Below are 16,777 nucleotides of genomic sequence, written 5' to 3'. Positions count from 1 at the left end.
TAAAACTATAATAATAAATCCCATTTAACATTAGAATCGGCATTATGATAAATAGGTTGTATATTATCTTCATAGATAACCTATTCGGAATTAAATAAATCATTTGTTCAGAAATAAAAAGAATGGCTCTAACCCAATTTGTTAGAGCCATTCTTAAAAGAATAAAATAATTAATTTATTCTGCAAGCAATTTTTTTACTTGCTCATAAACATTCTGTCCGGTATATCCAAGTTTTTCATCAAGCACTTTGTATGGTGCTGAGAATCCAAAACTATTTAATCCCCAAACAAAGCCATCGGCACCCACAAGACCTTCTAATGTAACTGAAAGTCCAGCTGTTAAACCAAACTTCTTTTTGCCAGCTGGAAGGATGTTCTGCTGATAATCTTTTGATTGTTTACGGAAAAGTCCTTCCGAAGGAACACTAACAATACGAACTTTTACGCCGTCCTCACGGAGTAACTTTGCACCTGCTTCAAGTGTAGATACTTCTGAACCGCTAGCCAACATTATTACATCGTAATTTTCATCACTTCCGGCAACGACATAAGCACCTTTAGTTGCCTGGTTGTAATCATTACCTTCAGGTAACATATCAATATTTTGACGTGAGAGAATCAAAGCTGTTGGAGTTTTGGTATTTTCCATTGCCATACGCCAACAAACAGTTGTTTCTTCAGCATCTGCTGGACGTACTACAAGTACGGAATTGTTGCCGTGATGGTTTTGTAGTTTTTCCATTAATCGGATTTGTGCTTCCTGTTCAACGGGTTCATGTGTAGGACCATCTTCTCCAACTCTAAAAGCATCATGGGTCCAGATAAATTTCACAGGAAGTTCCATTAAGGCAGCCATTCGTACAGCAGGTTTCATATAATCAGAGAATACAAAGAATGTACCGCAAGCAGGAATAACGCCACCATGCAATGCCATTCCTATGCAGCAACATGCCATTGTAAGTTCTGCAACACCAGCTTCAAAAAATGCGCCACTGAAGTCACCACGAACTAAATCATGTGTTTTCTTCAAGAAACCATCAGTTTTATCAGAGTTTGACAAGTCAGCAGATGCACAAATCATATTAGGAACTTGTTCAGCAAGTACTCCGAGAACAGTTGCAGATGCTCCTCGTGTTGCTGCACCAGCTTTTTGTTCTACCTTTGACCAGTCAATAACTGGGGCTTTACCGCTAAACCACTCTTCCATCTGTTTTGCCTGGACTGGATGGCCTTTTGCCCATTCTGCTTTTTCTGCGTAACGTTCAGCAACAATCTTTTTCAGCTCTTCACGACGTTTAGCATAGAGTTCTTTTACTTCTGGGAAAATTACGAATGGATTTTCAGGATCTCCACCTAAATTCTTAATAGTATTTACGTAAGCATCGCCACCAAGAGGTGCGCCATGTGTAGCACAATTGCTTTCGTATGATGATCCATCGGCCTTGCGTGCGCCTTTACCCATAACACAATGACCGATAATCAAAGTAGGACGTTCTTTTTCAGCTTGAGCTTTTTTAATGGCATCTCGAATCTGATCAACATCATTACCGTCAATTTTCAACACATACCATCCCCATGCCTCATATTTTTTAGCAGTATCCTCGACGGTTACTACTTCTGTGCGTGTAGACAACTGGATATCGTTAGCATCGTAGAACATAATAAGATTGTCCAGTCCTAATGTACCTGCTATGCGACCAGCTCCCTGCGAAATTTCCTCTTGTACGCCACCATCAGAAATATAGGCATATATAGTCTGGTTCATAACATTTCCTAAACGTGCCTTCAGAAATTTGGCGGCAATAGCTGCACCAACGGCAAATGTATGTCCTTGTCCAAGAGGTCCAGAGGTATTTTCAATACCACGCTCAATTTCACGTTCTGGATGACCGGGCGTTACACTACCCCACTGACGCAATTGTTGCAGGTCTTCTAGAGTGAATTTGTCAATGAGCGCTAACTGAGAATAAAGCATTGGAGCCATATGACCAGGATCAAGAAAGAAACGGTCACGTCCTTCCCATGAAGGATTCTCTGGATCATACACAAGAAATTCGCTGTAGAGTGTGTTAATAAAATCAGCACCTCCCATAGCACCTCCGGGATGACCGGATTTAGCTTTTTCAACCATCGAAGCAGCCAAAATTCGAATATTGTCGGCTGCGCGATACATTACTTTGTTGTCGTTCATAATTTTGTAGTTATTTTGATAAATAGTGTTTACTTGTCGCTATTTATTGTTAACTGTTTAATTGTTTGTATTTAGTCTTGATACTCAGTAGGATCTTCAATACCTGCTTCTGCCAAAGCTTCACGTCGTTCTACACAAGTGCCACAACGACCACAATGAACTACCCCACCCTTGTAACAACTCCAAGTTTTGCTATAGTCAACCCCTAGTTCTTTTCCTTTACGGGCAATATCTGCTTTGGTTAAATTTGTGTAGGGAGAAAGAAGCGTTACGCCTACGTATGTTCCTGTTCTAGCTGCTTCCGAAAATGAATTAACAAATTCTTCACGACAGTCTGGATAAATAGTATGATCGCCACCATGATTGGCCATCATTACATGTTTTAATCCAGCTGATTCGGCTATTCCAACGGCAATACTCAACATAATTCCATTCCGAAACGGAACTACAGTAGATTTCATGTTCTCATCTTCATAATGACCTTCCGGAATAGCTTCTGGCCCTTCAAGAAGAGAACTTTTAAAGTACTTTGACATAAATTCAAGTGGAATGACGATGTGACGAATACCTAAATCCATGCAGTGTTGATGAGCAAATGGTATTTCACGAGCGTTGTGATTGCTTCCATAATCAAATGAAACAGCCAATGCTATACGTTCTTCAAATTCATATAGCATTGTTACAGAATCCATACCACCACTTAAAATAATGACAGAATCTTTCATTTTAAACTAAATGTAAAAATATTATTTCTCTGCAATGCATTCAATTTCGACTAATGCGCCTTTTGGAAGATCTCGAACAGAAAAAGCAGAGCGAGCAGGAAATGGAGCTTTGAACATTTCAGCATACACTTCATTCATTGCTGCAAAATCAGATATGTCAGCCAAAAGAACAGTTGTCTTTACCACGTTACTTAAACTCAAACCTTCTTGCTCTAATATTCTGCTTATGTTAAGCAAAGACTGACGGGTTTGTTCCTTAATTCCACCTTCTGGAAACTTACCTGTAGCTGGGTCGATTGGTAATTGACCACTACAAAAAATTAAATTACCTGTTTGTACGGCTTGGCTATAAGGTCCGATTGCTGCAGGAGCATTAGGTGATTCAATAGCTTTCATTATTAATATTTGATGCTTAAGTTAGAATTCAACCTTTTTTCTCTTTGAAAGAAGTTTACTTTGCAAAGGTACACAAAATAATTTAATTAGACGAGTTTTTGTCAAAAAAAGACTATTTTAATACATATATAATATATAGATAGATTTAATTTGGCACATCCTTTGCAGAGTTGGTATTATAATTAGATTAAAAGATTATAAGGCTATGACAAGTCAATTTTCACATAAAGTATCCGAAATACTTGCCTACAGTCGAGAGGAAGCAACACGATTGGCCAGTTTATCAGTTGGCCCTGAGCATCTGCTTTTGGGTATGATGCGTATGAAGGATGGTCCTGTTATTGATATCTTTCATCGTTTGCGTATTAACTTGCAATCAGTTAAGATACAACTTGAGGAAAAAGTTCGCAATGACCAATTAGGAGTTCCTATTAACACTAACGAGCTAGTACTCAACGAAAAGGCATCAAATATTTTAAAATTGGCAGTCCTTGAAGCACGTATTCAGCATATGACAAAGGTGGACGAGCAACACCTGTTGTTGGCTATATTACATGATCAGGCTGCAAATGGCGCTAAACAAATACTTGAATTTTATAATATGAATTACGATGATGTTCTGAGTCTAATGCACTCAACAAATAATGAACAACAAATATCGGTTCAAGATGGAATTTCACTGCCAGGCGACAACGAAGATGAGGATGAAGAATTTGAAACAGCTGGAGCTTCAAGTCAACGAAATTCTACTAATGGTAGTTCTACAACCACACAACAGAAAAAAGAATCTAAGACCCCTGTTTTGGATAATTTTTCTATAGATCTCACTTTAGCCGCAGTTGAAGGTAAGCTTGATCCTGTTGTTGGTCGTGAGCGAGAGATACAGCGTGTAGTAGAAATACTTGGAAGGCGCAAAAAGAACAATCCTATTCTTATTGGAGAACCCGGAGTCGGTAAAAGCGCAATTGTTGAAGGTCTTGCACAACTTATAGCTCAGCACAAGACTTCTCCAATGTTTTTCAATAAACGTTTAGTAAGTTTAGATATGACTGCCATAGTGGCAGGAACTAAATATCGAGGTCAATTTGAAGAACGTATCCGTGCCCTTTTAAAAGAGATTGAAAACGATCCGGATATTATTGTCTTTATTGATGAGATTCATACAATCATTGGAGCTGGATCTTCGCCAGGTTCTATGGATGCTGCAAATATCATGAAGCCAGCTCTTGCACGTGGAGCTATTCAGTGTATAGGTGCAACAACATTAGATGAGTACCGAAATTCTATTGAAAAAGATGGAGCTCTTGAACGAAGATTCCAAAAAGTAGTGGTTGAGCCAACAACCCGCGATGAAACGCTTCAGATTCTTCATAACATTAAAGACAGATACGAACGCCATCATCATGTTGAGTATAGTGATGATGCCATCATGGCATGCGTCAAACTGACAGAGCGATACATTACTGACCGTGCATTTCCTGATAAAGCAATTGATGCATTAGATGAAGCAGGCTCGCGAGTTCATCTGTCAACAGCCCATATTCCACCTGCAATAATTGACAAAGAGAAAGAATTGGCATCCGTCTTAGAAAAGAAGAGGCAAGCTGTACACAACCAGAATTTCGAATTGGCTGCCAGCTACAGAGATCGTCAAACTGAATTAGAAGCTAATTTAGTTATGATGCGTAACGATTGGAGCAATGGTTCCATGGATGACAAACAAACTGTTGATGCTGAGACTATTGCAAACGTCGTATCTATGATGACAGGTGTACCCGTACAGAAAATGGCTGATGAAGAAGGAATTCGCCTAAAAGGTATGGCAAAAGAACTAAAAAACGCTGTTATTGCTCAGGATTCGGCTATTGACAAAATGGTTAAGGCGATTCAGCGCAACAGAGTTGGCTTAAAAGATCCAAACCATCCTATTGGGGTATTCATGTTTCTTGGACCTACTGGCGTTGGTAAAACATACTTGGCAAAAAAGATGGCTGAATTCATGTTTGGCTCAACCGATTCGCTCATTCGTATTGACATGAGTGAATATACCGAGTCATTCAATGTTTCGCGACTTATTGGTGCACCTCCTGGCTATGTTGGTTATGAAGAAGGTGGACAACTCACAGAACGTGTTCGCCGCCATCCCTATTCAATAGTATTGCTTGATGAGATTGAAAAGGCCCATGGTAACGTATTTAATTTATTACTTCAAGTACTCGACGAAGGTCGATTGACTGATGGAAATGGGCGTTTCGTTGATTTCCGCAACACTGTTATTATTATGACTTCTAATGCGGGTACCAAACAATTGAAAGAATTTGGACGAGGCGTTGGCTTTAATGCTTCTAATATAGGCATTAATATGAATGACAAAGACAAAGAGCATGCTCGAAGCATAGTTCAAAAAGCTCTTTCAAAGCAGTTCTCGCCAGAGTTCTTAAACCGTTTGGATGAGATAATCACTTTCGACCAACTAGACTTAAATGCTATCAAACAGATTGTAGATATTGAATTAAGCAATCTTTGGCATAGAATTGACGAAATGGGATATAAAGTTGAGCTAAGTGATGAAGCGAAACAATTTGTAGCAGAAAGAGGCTATGATGTACAGTTTGGAGCACGTCCATTGAAAAGAGCTATCCAGAATTATATTGAGGACGGAATAGCTGAACTCATAGTCAATGAGAATATTCCACTTGGTTCTACAATAAGTATAAAGAAAATTGAAGGTAAGGATGAGTTGAGCTATACAATTGTATAGTTCAATTCATTCAATTATATAACTTTATTTGGTCGTTTAAATATATTTTCATAATTTTGCATTTTGAAATATATAAAGATGCAAATAGAACATCTGCGACAACGACTGAAGAGCAGTCCACGAATTAAGAGACTGATTGAACTGCTCATTATGAACCAGACAGCCACGCGACCACGATGGTACATTCGGTTGTTGGCTCCAATATATCAGTATCGTGGAAAAGGTTGTATTATTCATAATTCTGTTAGAATGGATACTCCACCCTATCGCCGTTTCCACTTGGGAAAAAAGAGTGTTATTGAATCTTTTTCTTGTATAAACAATGCCGTTGGCGATATTATTATAGGCGATAATACTCGTATAGGCTTACATAACACTATTATTGGTCCTGTTTCTATTGGAAATCATGTCAATTTGGCACAATGTGTTACAGTTACAGCTCTGAATCATAATTTTCAAAGTATAACTTTACGTATTGATGAGCAAGGGGTGAGTACTCGTCAGGTAGTAATAGGTGATGATGTTTGGATAGGCGCAAACTCTGTGATTCTGCCAGGTGTGACAATAGGTCAACATGTCGTAGTTGCTGCAGGTGCCGTAGTAACAAAAGATGTACCTGATGGAGTTTTAGTGGCAGGCGTCCCAGCGCGAATCATTAAGAATATCGGGACATACCAAACCTAACATTCCCTGGAAAACCAATCTAAAATACTTTTACAAATAATTAAATTTGAAAAACAATATATATATATGAAAAGACTACTTCTAACTTTACTTGTCTTTGGACCATTAACAACTTTGGCTCAATCCTATGATTTCGACCTCACTCAACCTCAACCTATCTATAATTCTTCAAATGGATACGGCTACGACTTGATACCTGATCGCTTGAATGGAAAAACTTTGTTATCCCCAAAAGATTTATTTGTGGGAGAAAGTTTTTATTATTCAGTTGGTGTTCCAGATGGAAATTATCGCGTAAGAATAGAGGTCGGAGGCCGTAAGAATGGTAATACGACCGTTAGAGCAGAAGGACGACGTCTGTTAATGGACAACATCATAACACCACGAAAAAAAGATATTCAAATTGTTGAGTTTACTGTAAACAAGCGTTCACCTCAGATTGATGAAAAGACATTTGTAAAAATCAAAGAACGGGAAAAAACATATTTAGCTTGGGACAACAAATTAACATTAGAGTTCAACGGCTCGAATCCCGCTATTAAAAGCATTCACATTGAACCTGTTGATGTTCCTACAATTTATTTATGTGGTAATTCAACTGTCGTAGATCAGAATGATGAGCCTTGGGCTTCTTGGGGACAGATGATTACACGCTGGTTCGGCCCAGAAATAGCTATATCCAACCATGCTGAAAGTGGACTTACTGCTCGCACTTTTATCGGTTCATTCCGTCTTGCTAAGATTCTCGCGACACTAAAAAAAGGCGATTATGTATTTGTAGAATTTGGACATAACGATGAAAAAGAACATCGTCCTGGTGATGGCGCTTGGTACCACTATCAGTACCAATTGAAGATATTCGTTGATGAGGTTAGAGCCAAAGGGGCTGAAATCGTGTTCTGTACGCCAACACAACGCCGAGCTTTCGACAAAGACAATGCAACTATCATGAATACTCATGGAGATTTTCCTGCTGTTATGAAACAAGTTGCTGAACGTGAAAATGTCCCCCTTATAGACCTCAACTCAATGACAAAGACGCTTTTTGAAACGATGGGTCCTGAAAATTCAAAACGTCTATTAGTTCACTATCCTGCAAATACATTCCCTAATCAGCCAAAAGCACTGGCAGACAACACCCATTTCAATACCTTTGGTGCATACGAAGTAGCAAAATGTGTTGTTATGGGCATTAAGAAGCTCAATCTCCCGATTGTAAATTATTTGCGACCTGATTGGCAAGATTTTGATCCATCAAAACCAGATAATTACAAAGAATTCAAATGGGCACCTTCACGAATGGTGGTAACGGTAAAGCCTGATGGAAACTAATTGATGAATTATGAGAAAATTATTATCCACAATCGCAATTACCGCTCTGTCATCTGTAATGTTTGCTCAGAGTTGGCCTACCCCAACACTAGAATCAAAGCCCGGTACGCGTTGGTGGTGGCTAGGATCTGCCGTCGATAAATCAAATTTGGAATGGAATCTCAAGGAGCTTTCTGCCCATGGAATAGGAGCGGTGGAAATAACACCCATATATGGTGTGCAGGGCAATGAAAAGAATAACATTGACTTTCTGTCTAACCAATGGATGGAGATGTTGCGCTTTACACAGGATCAAGGTAAGCGCAAAGGAATTGAAGTTGACATGGCTACAGGCACTGGATGGCCTTTTGGGGGACCATTTGTCCCATTAAAAGAATCCGCATGTAAAGTTCTACTTTTAGAAAAAACTATTGATAGCGATGGTGTGTGGAATACCATCAACGGATATAAGGGTGTTCATCCTGAAAGTAAAAATACTACTGTCGTAGATTTGTCATTATCCGAGAAAGACAAAAAAAACGCATTCCTCGACAAAGTAATACTATATAGTAATGGAAAAACTGTAGATGTCACTTCTAATGTTAAGGACGGAAAAATATTCAATCCTTTAAGTCTGACAAATTCGAATGAAGTTAAACTAATTGCAGTTTTTATAAAATATGGTGTAATGAGGGTAAAACGAGCAGCACCCGGAGGTGATGGACTTGTTATTGATCATTTCAACAAAAAAGCTGTCCGTAACTATCTTAAACACATAGAAGAGGCTTTCGAGCGTACAAACACGCCCTACCCTCACACATTTTTCAATGACTCTTATGAGGTTGCCGAAGCCACATGGACTCCCTTGATGTTTGAAGAGTTTGCGAAACGTCGAGGATATAAACTGGAAGATCATTTGCCCGAATTAATAGCTCAAAGTACGATTAATTCGAAGTCTTTGGATTCTAATACAATTTCAACAATCAAAACAATCGATAGTTCAAACAAAGTCTTAGCAGACTATCGTGAAACCTTAAGCGATTTGTTGTTGGAAAACTTCACTCAGCAGTGGACTGCATGGGCTCACAGTCATGGAGCAATCACACGTAATCAAGCGCATGGTTCTCCCGCTAATCTCATTGATTGTTATGCTGCTGTAGATATTCCTGAGATAGAAGGCTTTGGCCTCTCAAATTTTGGCATCAAAGGACTACGAGAAGACCCGGGGAATACTCGCAAGAACGACTCTGACTTCTCGATGCTGAAATATGCTCCATCTGCAGCACATGTTACAGGGAAACCATATACCAGTAGCGAAACTTTCACCTGGTTAACTGAACATTTCAGGACGTCTCTGTCTCAATTGAAGCCTGATATCGATTTGATGTTTTGTGCTGGTGTCAATCATATGTTTTTTCATGGCACCTGCTACTCGCCAAAAGACGTGGACTGGCCAGGATGGAAGTTTTATGCGTCAATTGACATGAGTCCAACAAACTCTATTTGGCGTGACGCTCCCTATTTTATGCAATACGTAGAACGCTGTCAAAGTTTTCTGCAATGGGGTCAACCAGACAATGACTTTCTGGTTCTTCTGCCAGTACGAGATATGTGGAAGAAAAATACAGGTAAACTGTTGATGCAATTCTCAATTCATGAAATGAGCAAGTTAGCACCAGAATTTATTGAAACCATTCTTGACATTGACAGAGCGGGGTTTGATTGTGACTATATTTCTGAAAGATTATTGCTTGGCGTTTCGTATGTAAATGGAATGTTGGTCACATCTGCTGGTACACGATATAAGGGATTAATAATACCTAATAAAGGAAAAATTGATGAACGAATAGCAAAGCACATAGAATCCCTTAAGATGCAAGGTGCTCACATTTTCTATAATACAGATAAAAATGAGTTACAAAAGGCTGCTCTTCCTGAACAGATACGTACTCAATGTGGAATGAAAACAATCCGTAGAAAGAACGACAATGGTTACCACTATTTCATTGCCAATCTTACTCCAAATGATGTAGAAGAGTCAATCACTCTTTCTGTACCTTTTAAAAATGCCATGTGGTTTAATCCTTTGAATGGGGAAATTAGTCAGGCTTCGTTTACCAATAACAAGGTTAATATAAACTTGCGAAGTGGTGAGTCGATGATACTCCAGACTTTCAGCGAAACGAAAGAGAATATCTGTCAATCTTTCATAGCAAACATTTCTCACACAGTAACCGAAACGAAAATTATAGAAGGGCCATGGACACTGTCTTTTATTGAAGAGTCACCCAAAGTGAACAAAACCTATCAGTTACCCAAGCTACAAACTTGGGAAGGTCTTGATGAGAAGACAAGCGTAACGATGGGAACAGGTATCTATACAACTCGATTCAAGATGTCGAAAAAAGACAATCCTTCAAGTTTATGGGCTATTGACTTAGGCGATGTTCGAGAAAGTGCTCGTGTATATATTAATGGACAATTTATTGGATGTGCCTGGTCCGTTCCATTTGTCCTAAACACCAAAGGTACACTTAAAGTGGGTGAAAACGAGCTGCGAATAGAAGTTACAAACTTACCAGCCAATCGTATCAGCCAATTGGACCGTGATGAAGTAAAATGGCGCAAAATGGAAGATATAAACGTGGTTGATATTAACTACAAAAAGACGCTGTACAACAAATGGACACCCACTTTAAGCGGTTTAGCAAGTGAAGTTAAACTTATAAAGTTAACAGAGTAACGTTTTTAACAAACATAGATAACATTTGAAAACGATTAAAAAACATAGAACATGTCAGATTCAACTGTCAAACAGACACAACATCACCATCATCACCATCATCATAAGATGGATGGAGCAAGTAAGTTTAAACGCGACAGCCTTCATGCAATAGAAATGCGTAAGCTTTATGAAAAATGGGGAAAGCGAATACTGATAGCCATCGCCATTATTATGGCAATATTAGTAGTTGCTGCCTACACCATAGGTTAGGCTTCCCATTTATAGATAAAAATCTTTAGTGAGTTGCTCGTACCAAGCGGAACGTTTGTTAGGAGCATCTTGTATGATTCCCTCACCAAAATCGAGAGAATCACATTGATGTTTCATAAATGCTAAAAGATAACGCTTCGGTTCTTTTTGGACAGTTGTTTTAATTGCCCACTGACGTGCTTTGAAAAAACCTTTCAGCATAGCCTCACTCTCTAACAATGATTTACTCTCGGTTGGAACAATCAATGAAAACTCTCCATTTTCATTGAGTAATCGCCATGAATTGTCAATGAGTTCTCGAAAACTTAGTGAAGATGTATGGCGAGCGATATTCCGTTTAGTAACCGGCGATTCCAGAGAATCTACGAAGTAAGGGGGATTTGTAATGATAGCGTCAAACATCCCTTCCATTTTTCTTACATCACAAAGCTTAATGTCAACAGAGTATGGAGAGGCTTTTACATTCTCTGATGCCTGAAGACAAGCATCTTTATCTATGTCTATACCTGTAATTAATGCATCAGGATAACGCTGAGCCATCATCAATGCAATAATACCAGTACCAGTGCCTATATCAAGAATAGTTCGCCCACCATGAGCCCACGCTCCTAAAAGTGTTGCATCGGTTCCCACTTTCATTCCGCAACGGTCTTGATAAATGGTAAACTTCTTAAATTGGAAATAATTGTTCGCCATAATTAAATTCGCCGCAAAGTTACTAATAATTCATAATTATTAGGTCAAGAATATAAGAATTTTCAAGCTGTCAATTATTTATTCGTATAATTTTTGTAATTTTGCAAACAATTATGAATTTTAGAATAGACATGAGCGAGAATCCAAGTAATAATAAAGCGTTCTCAATGATTGCCGATATCGATGGCGATTACAAAGATTTGTTAGAAGTTCCTACCCCCGACGAGCTCCCTATACTACCTGTACGAAATCTTGTACTTTTTCCAGGAGTAGTGTCTCCAATTCTGATTGGTCGCGAATCAAGTTTGTCATTAATCAAGAAAGCAGAAAAGAAAGGCATATTGATTGGTGTTGTATGTCAGCGTGATCCAGAAATAGAAGATCCCTCATTTGAAGATTTATATGAATATGGCGTTTTTGCCAAAGTAGTTAAACAATTATCGTTCCCCAACGGTAATGAGACTGTTATTGTGCAAAGTCTTGGACGCTTGCGTTTGCTTGATATAAAGAAACAAAAGCCACATCTGGTTGGCGTAGTAACTCCTACTCCAGAACTTCAACCCGACAAGCGTGACAAAGAATGGCATACTGCGGTTGAAGACCTTCGCAAACTGGCTGATGAATATGTGAATGCATCTGACGAGATTCCAAATGATGCCACCTTTGCTATCCACAATATCCATAACGAGGAGATGGCCCTCAATTTTGTATGTACAAATATGCCGTTCAGCATCAAGGAGAAAATGAGTCTTTTGAGTGCTGATTCAATGAAGGAACGTTTGTTTGGTGCAATGAAGGCATTGAATCGCGAGATTAATCTTCAAAACCTTCGTGCAGACATCCGTAACAAGACGCGTGAAGATATTGACGAGCAGCAGAAGAATTACTTCCTTCAGCAGCAGATTAAAAACATGCAGGCTGAAATGGGTAATGAATCTCCCGAGAAAGCTCAACTGAAAGAGAAGGCATTAAACAAGAAATGGTCAGAAGAAATAGGAAAGACATTCCTAAAAGAGTTGGACAAACTGGACAATCTTTCCCCCCAATCTCCCGACTTTAACATCCAGCTTAACTACCTTCAGACTTTCGTTTCATTGCCTTGGGGGGAATATACACAAGACGATTTAAATTTGTCTCGTGCCAAGAAGATTCTTGATCAAGAACATTATGGAATGGAAAAGGTCAAGGAGCGCATCCTTGAGTATATGGCAGTTCTTTCTCTTCGAGGAGACCTGAAAAGCCCTATTATCTGCCTATACGGTCCTCCAGGTGTGGGCAAAACCTCACTTGGAAAATCTATTGCTGAAGCAATGAAGCGCAAATATGTACGCGTTTCATTGGGAGGTCTTCATGATGAAGCTGAGATTCGCGGTCATCGCCGTACCTATATCGGTGCGATGCCCGGACGAATCATTAAAAGTATTCAGAAAGCAGGATCTTCAAACCCTGTGTTTATTCTTGACGAGATAGACAAAGTAACTCAGAATACTATCAATGGCGATCCTGCATCAGCATTGCTCGAAGTGCTTGATCCGGAGCAGAACAATGCATTCCATGATAATTTCCTGGATGTTGACTACGATCTGTCGAAGGTATTATTCATAGCAACTGCAAATAATCTCTCTTCTATTCCCCGTCCGCTATTAGACCGAATGGAAATTATTGAGGTAAGTGGTTATATTACAGAAGAGAAAATAGAAATTACTAAACGTCATCTGATTCCTCGTGAGTTAAAGAACACAGGCTTAGATACTATCAAACCCAAACCTACGTTCAATAAAGCCTCAATTGAAAAGATTATTGAACAATACACACGCGAGAGTGGTGTTCGTCAACTTGAGAAGCAAGTTAACAAAGCTCTTCGCAAGTTGGCATACAATCGTCAGATGGGGCTTGACGAGAATGGCGATATGAAAATTACGCCCGAACGTTTAGAGGGTCTTCTTGGCAAACCGCCTTTCTATCGTGATATCTATCAAGGCAATACATATGCAGGTGTTGTCACAGGTCTTGCTTGGACAAGTGTAGGTGGTGAAATTCTTTTCATTGAGACTTCACTTTCTAAGGGTAAAGGCTCAAAGTTGACTCTTACCGGAAATTTAGGTGATGTTATGAAGGAGAGTGCTGTGTTGGCTCTCGAATACGTAAAGGCACATGCCGAGGTACTTAATATTGACTATCGTATTTTTGACAACTGGAATATTCATATCCATGTTCCAGAAGGTGCAACGCCAAAGGATGGTCCTTCAGCAGGCATTACCATTGCCACCTCTATTGCATCGGCTCTTACTCAGCGCAAGGTGAGAAAGAACACAGCCATGACGGGTGAGATAACCCTACGCGGAAAAGTTCTGCCTGTGGGTGGAATCAAAGAGAAGATTCTTGCAGCTAAACGTGCAGGAATCACAGATATTGTAATGTGTCAAGAGAATGAGAAAGACATCTTGGAAATCCCGAGCATTTACCTAAAGGGAGTCAACTTCCATTATGTTGAGAATGTGCAGGATGTATGGAACTTTGCCCTGACAGACGAAATCGTGGATAATCCTCTCTCATTTGATATTCCTGAAGAAGAAAACAAGAAGTGTTGATTGTCCGTCCGATCTATAGGGCAAGAAATTTGATTAATTATGACGTTTGAAGTACAACATAGTGATAATGCGTCTGATGCACGTACAGGTATCATTACCACCGACCACGGACAAATAAAGACTCCTATTTTTATGCCTGTTGGTACCTGCGGCAGTGTGAAGGGTGTTCATTTTTCTGAACTACGAGATCAAGTGAATGCTCAGATTATTCTTGGAAACACCTATCATCTCTACCTCCGTCCAGGACTTGACACCTTAAGGAAAGCCGGTGGCCTGCATAAGTTCAACACTTGGGATCGTCCTATCCTGACTGATTCAGGTGGATTCCAAGTTTTTTCACTTACAGGCATCCGTAAACTTCGTGAGGAAGGATGTGAGTTCCGTAGTCATATCGATGGTTCAAAACACATCTTTACACCAGAGAATGTGATGGATACTGAACGCATTATCGGAGCTGACATTATGATGGCTTTTGACGAGTGTCCCCCTGGTCAGAGCGATTACGAATATGCCAAGAAGTCTCTCGGACTTACTCAACGTTGGTTAGAACGCTGCGTAAAGCGTTTCAATGAAACTGAACCTCTTTACGGCTACAACCAAACCCTCTTCCCTATCGTTCAAGGTTGCACATTTAAAGAGTTGCGACGTGATGCTGCTAAGCATGTAGTCGATATTTTGGGACAGTTGAAAGATGGAGGTGGTGCTTCGATTGGCGGACTTGCCGTTGGTGAGCCGACTGAAGTGATGTATGAAATGATTGAAGTAGTCAACGAGATTCTTCCAAAGGATCGTCCTCGTTACTTGATGGGTGTCGGTACACCGCAAAACATTCTTGAAGCTATTGAACGAGGCGTTGACATGTTCGACTGCGTGATGCCAACTCGCAACGGACGCAATGCGATGCTATTCACTTATAATGGTACGATGAACATGCGTAACAAGAAATGGGAGCAGGACTTCTCGCCAATCGATCCTGATGGATGCGAAATAGACCGCATACATTCAAAAGCCTACCTTCACCATCTATTCAAGGCTCAGGAACTGTTGGCTATGCAAATTGCTTCTATCCACAATCTTGCTTTCTATCTTAGGTTGGTTACCGATGCCCGCCATCATATTGAAGCAGGTGATTTTACCATTTGGAAACGTTCCGTTATTGAAAACTTAGGCAAAAGGATGTAATTTTAGTTGGTGTGAATAATGAGTTTGAATTGGATTAAAGATAATTTGAATAAATCGGTACTTGGTAAGCTGAGTCTCAGAAAGTTAATATCCGGGAAACTATGTGGGTCCAATCTGAACATACTTAATTGTATCAGCATCCTTGACTGGTATATTATCAAGAAGTTTATTGGAACCTATATATATGCCATAGCGCTCATTATTTCAATTTCCATCGTGTTTGACTTCAATGAACACATGACGAAGTTCGTTACGAACCATGCACCGTGGAAGGCGATTATTTTTGACTACTACGCAAACTTCGTTCCGTATTTCTCAAATCTTTTCTCGCCACTATTTGTCTTTATTGCTGTAATTTTCTTTACTTCTAAATTGGCTGGCAATTCCGAAATTATTGCCATGCTTGCCAGTGGTACCAGCTTCAATCGTTTGCTGAGGCCCTATATGATTTCGGCAGCTCTCATAGCGTTAGTCAATTTCTATTTAGGTGCCTACGTGATTCCACATGGAAATATCATACGTCAGAATTTCGAGGTGCTATACAAAAACAATCGTAAGAATACTACGGCACAGAACGTACAGCTTCAAGTTGCCCCTGGAGTTATAGCATACATTCAGACTTATGACGACATTCACAGACGAGGCTATGGCTTTTCTCTTGACAAGTTTGAGAAAAAGAAACTGGTGAGTCACATGACGGCCAATATCATTCAGTATGACACTATCTCAGATATGCGCTATCAATGGAAAGCTATAAACTATAAAATTCGTACCTTGAAAGGACTACGCGAACATATTGAAACAGGTTCTGAGATAGATACCACCATTGTGATGGAACCCATGGATCTTGTATTCTCCCGAGGGCAACAAGAGACCTTCACTTCACCTGAACTTCTGCGATATATCACAAAACAGAAAGACCGTGGTTCGTTGAATGTTGTACAATATGAAGTAGAATATCACAAGCGAATAGCGACCTCGTTTGCATCGTTTATACTTACAATCATCGGCGTATCACTATCTTCACGAAAAAGGAAGGGTGGCATGGGACTATACTTAGGTATCGGACTGGCCCTTTCATTCACCTACATTCTGCTCCAAACTATAAGTGCCACGTTTGCTATCAATGCTGGAACACCACCATTATTGGCAGCATGGGTACCTAATCTTATTTTTGCCGTCATTGCCTACTTCTGTTATAGGCAGTCACCTAATTAATATATAAGCATAGAGCTATATATCAGA

At 39.6% G+C, this 16,777-nt stretch carries 12 protein-coding genes; 8 read left to right on the top strand and 4 right to left on the bottom strand.

The genetic code is table 11. The annotated features are described in order from the left end of the window. Positions 1–175: 175 nt before the first annotated feature. The 3 genes from L6475_RS06610 to L6475_RS06600 all read right to left on the bottom strand — a co-directional run bounded on the left by L6475_RS06610 (position 176) and on the right by L6475_RS06600 (position 3,312). Positions 176–2,191 carry a transketolase gene (locus L6475_RS06610; RefSeq protein ID WP_237823843.1) on the bottom strand — a complete coding sequence of 672 codons (2,016 nt, stop codon included), beginning with the start codon at positions 2,189–2,191 and terminating at the stop codon, positions 176–178. 71 nt (positions 2,192–2,262) lie between these two features. After that, entirely contained in the window at positions 2,263–2,916 is a 654-nt protein-coding gene (gene queC, locus L6475_RS06605; RefSeq protein ID WP_237823840.1) for a 7-cyano-7-deazaguanine synthase QueC, read from the bottom strand. A gap of 21 nt (positions 2,917–2,937) precedes the next feature. After that, the gene (locus L6475_RS06600) at positions 2,938–3,312 is read right to left on the bottom strand and encodes a RidA family protein (protein WP_237823838.1); all 375 of its coding nucleotides are present in this window, start codon (positions 3,310–3,312) and stop codon (positions 2,938–2,940) included. Positions 3,313–3,517: 205 nt separating this feature from the next. On the opposite strand from L6475_RS06600, the gene L6475_RS06595 reads away from it, so the two are divergent. From L6475_RS06595 to L6475_RS06575, 5 genes are all read left to right on the top strand, one after another. After that, on the top strand, positions 3,518–6,073 hold the full coding sequence (locus L6475_RS06595; protein ID WP_237823834.1) for an ATP-dependent Clp protease ATP-binding subunit: 2,556 nt from the start codon (positions 3,518–3,520) through the stop codon (positions 6,071–6,073). 78 nt (positions 6,074–6,151) lie between these two features. After that, a complete protein-coding gene (locus L6475_RS06590; RefSeq protein ID WP_237823832.1) occupies positions 6,152–6,757 on the top strand; it encodes a DapH/DapD/GlmU-related protein in 606 nt (201 codons plus the stop codon). A 66-nt stretch (positions 6,758–6,823) separates the two neighbouring features. Continuing rightward, a complete protein-coding gene (locus tag L6475_RS06585) occupies positions 6,824–8,089 on the top strand; it encodes a rhamnogalacturonan acetylesterase (RefSeq protein WP_237823830.1) in 1,266 nt (421 codons plus the stop codon). A gap of 10 nt (positions 8,090–8,099) precedes the next feature. Beyond that, positions 8,100–10,811: a glycosyl hydrolase gene (locus tag L6475_RS06580; RefSeq protein WP_237823828.1), complete on the top strand. Its 2,712-nt coding sequence runs from the start codon at positions 8,100–8,102 to the stop codon at positions 10,809–10,811. Positions 10,812–10,862: 51 nt separating this feature from the next. After that, the gene (locus tag L6475_RS06575; protein ID WP_237823826.1) at positions 10,863–11,063 is read left to right on the top strand and encodes a hypothetical protein; all 201 of its coding nucleotides are present in this window, start codon (positions 10,863–10,865) and stop codon (positions 11,061–11,063) included. Between the two features lie 9 nt (positions 11,064–11,072). Here the strand turns inward: L6475_RS06575 and L6475_RS06570 are convergent, their stop codons facing one another. Then, positions 11,073–11,759 (bottom strand): tRNA1(Val) (adenine(37)-N6)-methyltransferase, encoded by a 687-nt coding sequence (locus tag L6475_RS06570; RefSeq protein ID WP_237823824.1) that lies wholly within the window; start codon positions 11,757–11,759, stop codon positions 11,073–11,075. Between the two features lie 113 nt (positions 11,760–11,872). Between L6475_RS06570 and lon the strand changes: the two genes are divergently transcribed. From lon to L6475_RS06555, 3 genes are all read left to right on the top strand, one after another. Next, entirely contained in the window at positions 11,873–14,350 is a 2,478-nt protein-coding gene (gene lon / locus L6475_RS06565) for an endopeptidase La (protein WP_237823822.1), read from the top strand. A 39-nt stretch (positions 14,351–14,389) separates the two neighbouring features. Further along, positions 14,390–15,532: a tRNA guanosine(34) transglycosylase Tgt gene (gene tgt, locus L6475_RS06560; RefSeq protein WP_237823820.1), complete on the top strand. Its 1,143-nt coding sequence runs from the start codon at positions 14,390–14,392 to the stop codon at positions 15,530–15,532. Between the two features lie 87 nt (positions 15,533–15,619). Then, positions 15,620–16,750 (top strand): LptF/LptG family permease, encoded by a 1,131-nt coding sequence (locus L6475_RS06555; RefSeq protein ID WP_237824063.1) that lies wholly within the window; start codon positions 15,620–15,622, stop codon positions 16,748–16,750. The last annotated feature ends 27 nt before the right edge of the window (positions 16,751–16,777 follow it).

The sequence above is a fragment of the Prevotella sp. E9-3 genome (assembly GCF_022024015.1).
Classification (GTDB): domain Bacteria; phylum Bacteroidota; class Bacteroidia; order Bacteroidales; family Bacteroidaceae; genus Prevotella.
This window is presented reverse-complemented; position numbering and strand designations above follow the sequence as displayed.

What these genes read in the sequence shown, in the direction of transcription:
- tgt (WP_237823820.1), top strand. Translation starts at nt 14,390, where the DNA reads ATGACGTTTGAAGTACAACATAGTGATAATGCGTCTGATGCACGTACA.
- L6475_RS06595 (WP_237823834.1), top strand. Translation starts at nt 3,518, where the DNA reads ATGACAAGTCAATTTTCACATAAAGTATCCGAAATACTTGCCTACAGT.
- L6475_RS06585 (WP_237823830.1), top strand. Translation starts at nt 6,824, where the DNA reads ATGAAAAGACTACTTCTAACTTTACTTGTCTTTGGACCATTAACAACT.
- lon (WP_237823822.1), top strand. Translation starts at nt 11,873, where the DNA reads ATGAATTTTAGAATAGACATGAGCGAGAATCCAAGTAATAATAAAGCG.
- queC (WP_237823840.1), bottom strand. Translation starts at nt 2,916, where the DNA reads ATGAAAGATTCTGTCATTATTTTAAGTGGTGGTATGGATTCTGTAACA.
- L6475_RS06600 (WP_237823838.1), bottom strand. Translation starts at nt 3,312, where the DNA reads ATGAAAGCTATTGAATCACCTAATGCTCCTGCAGCAATCGGACCTTAT.
- L6475_RS06570 (WP_237823824.1), bottom strand. Translation starts at nt 11,759, where the DNA reads ATGGCGAACAATTATTTCCAATTTAAGAAGTTTACCATTTATCAAGAC.
- L6475_RS06590 (WP_237823832.1), top strand. Translation starts at nt 6,152, where the DNA reads ATGCAAATAGAACATCTGCGACAACGACTGAAGAGCAGTCCACGAATT.
- L6475_RS06575 (WP_237823826.1), top strand. Translation starts at nt 10,863, where the DNA reads ATGTCAGATTCAACTGTCAAACAGACACAACATCACCATCATCACCAT.
- L6475_RS06610 (WP_237823843.1), bottom strand. Translation starts at nt 2,191, where the DNA reads ATGAACGACAACAAAGTAATGTATCGCGCAGCCGACAATATTCGAATT.
- L6475_RS06580 (WP_237823828.1), top strand. Translation starts at nt 8,100, where the DNA reads ATGAGAAAATTATTATCCACAATCGCAATTACCGCTCTGTCATCTGTA.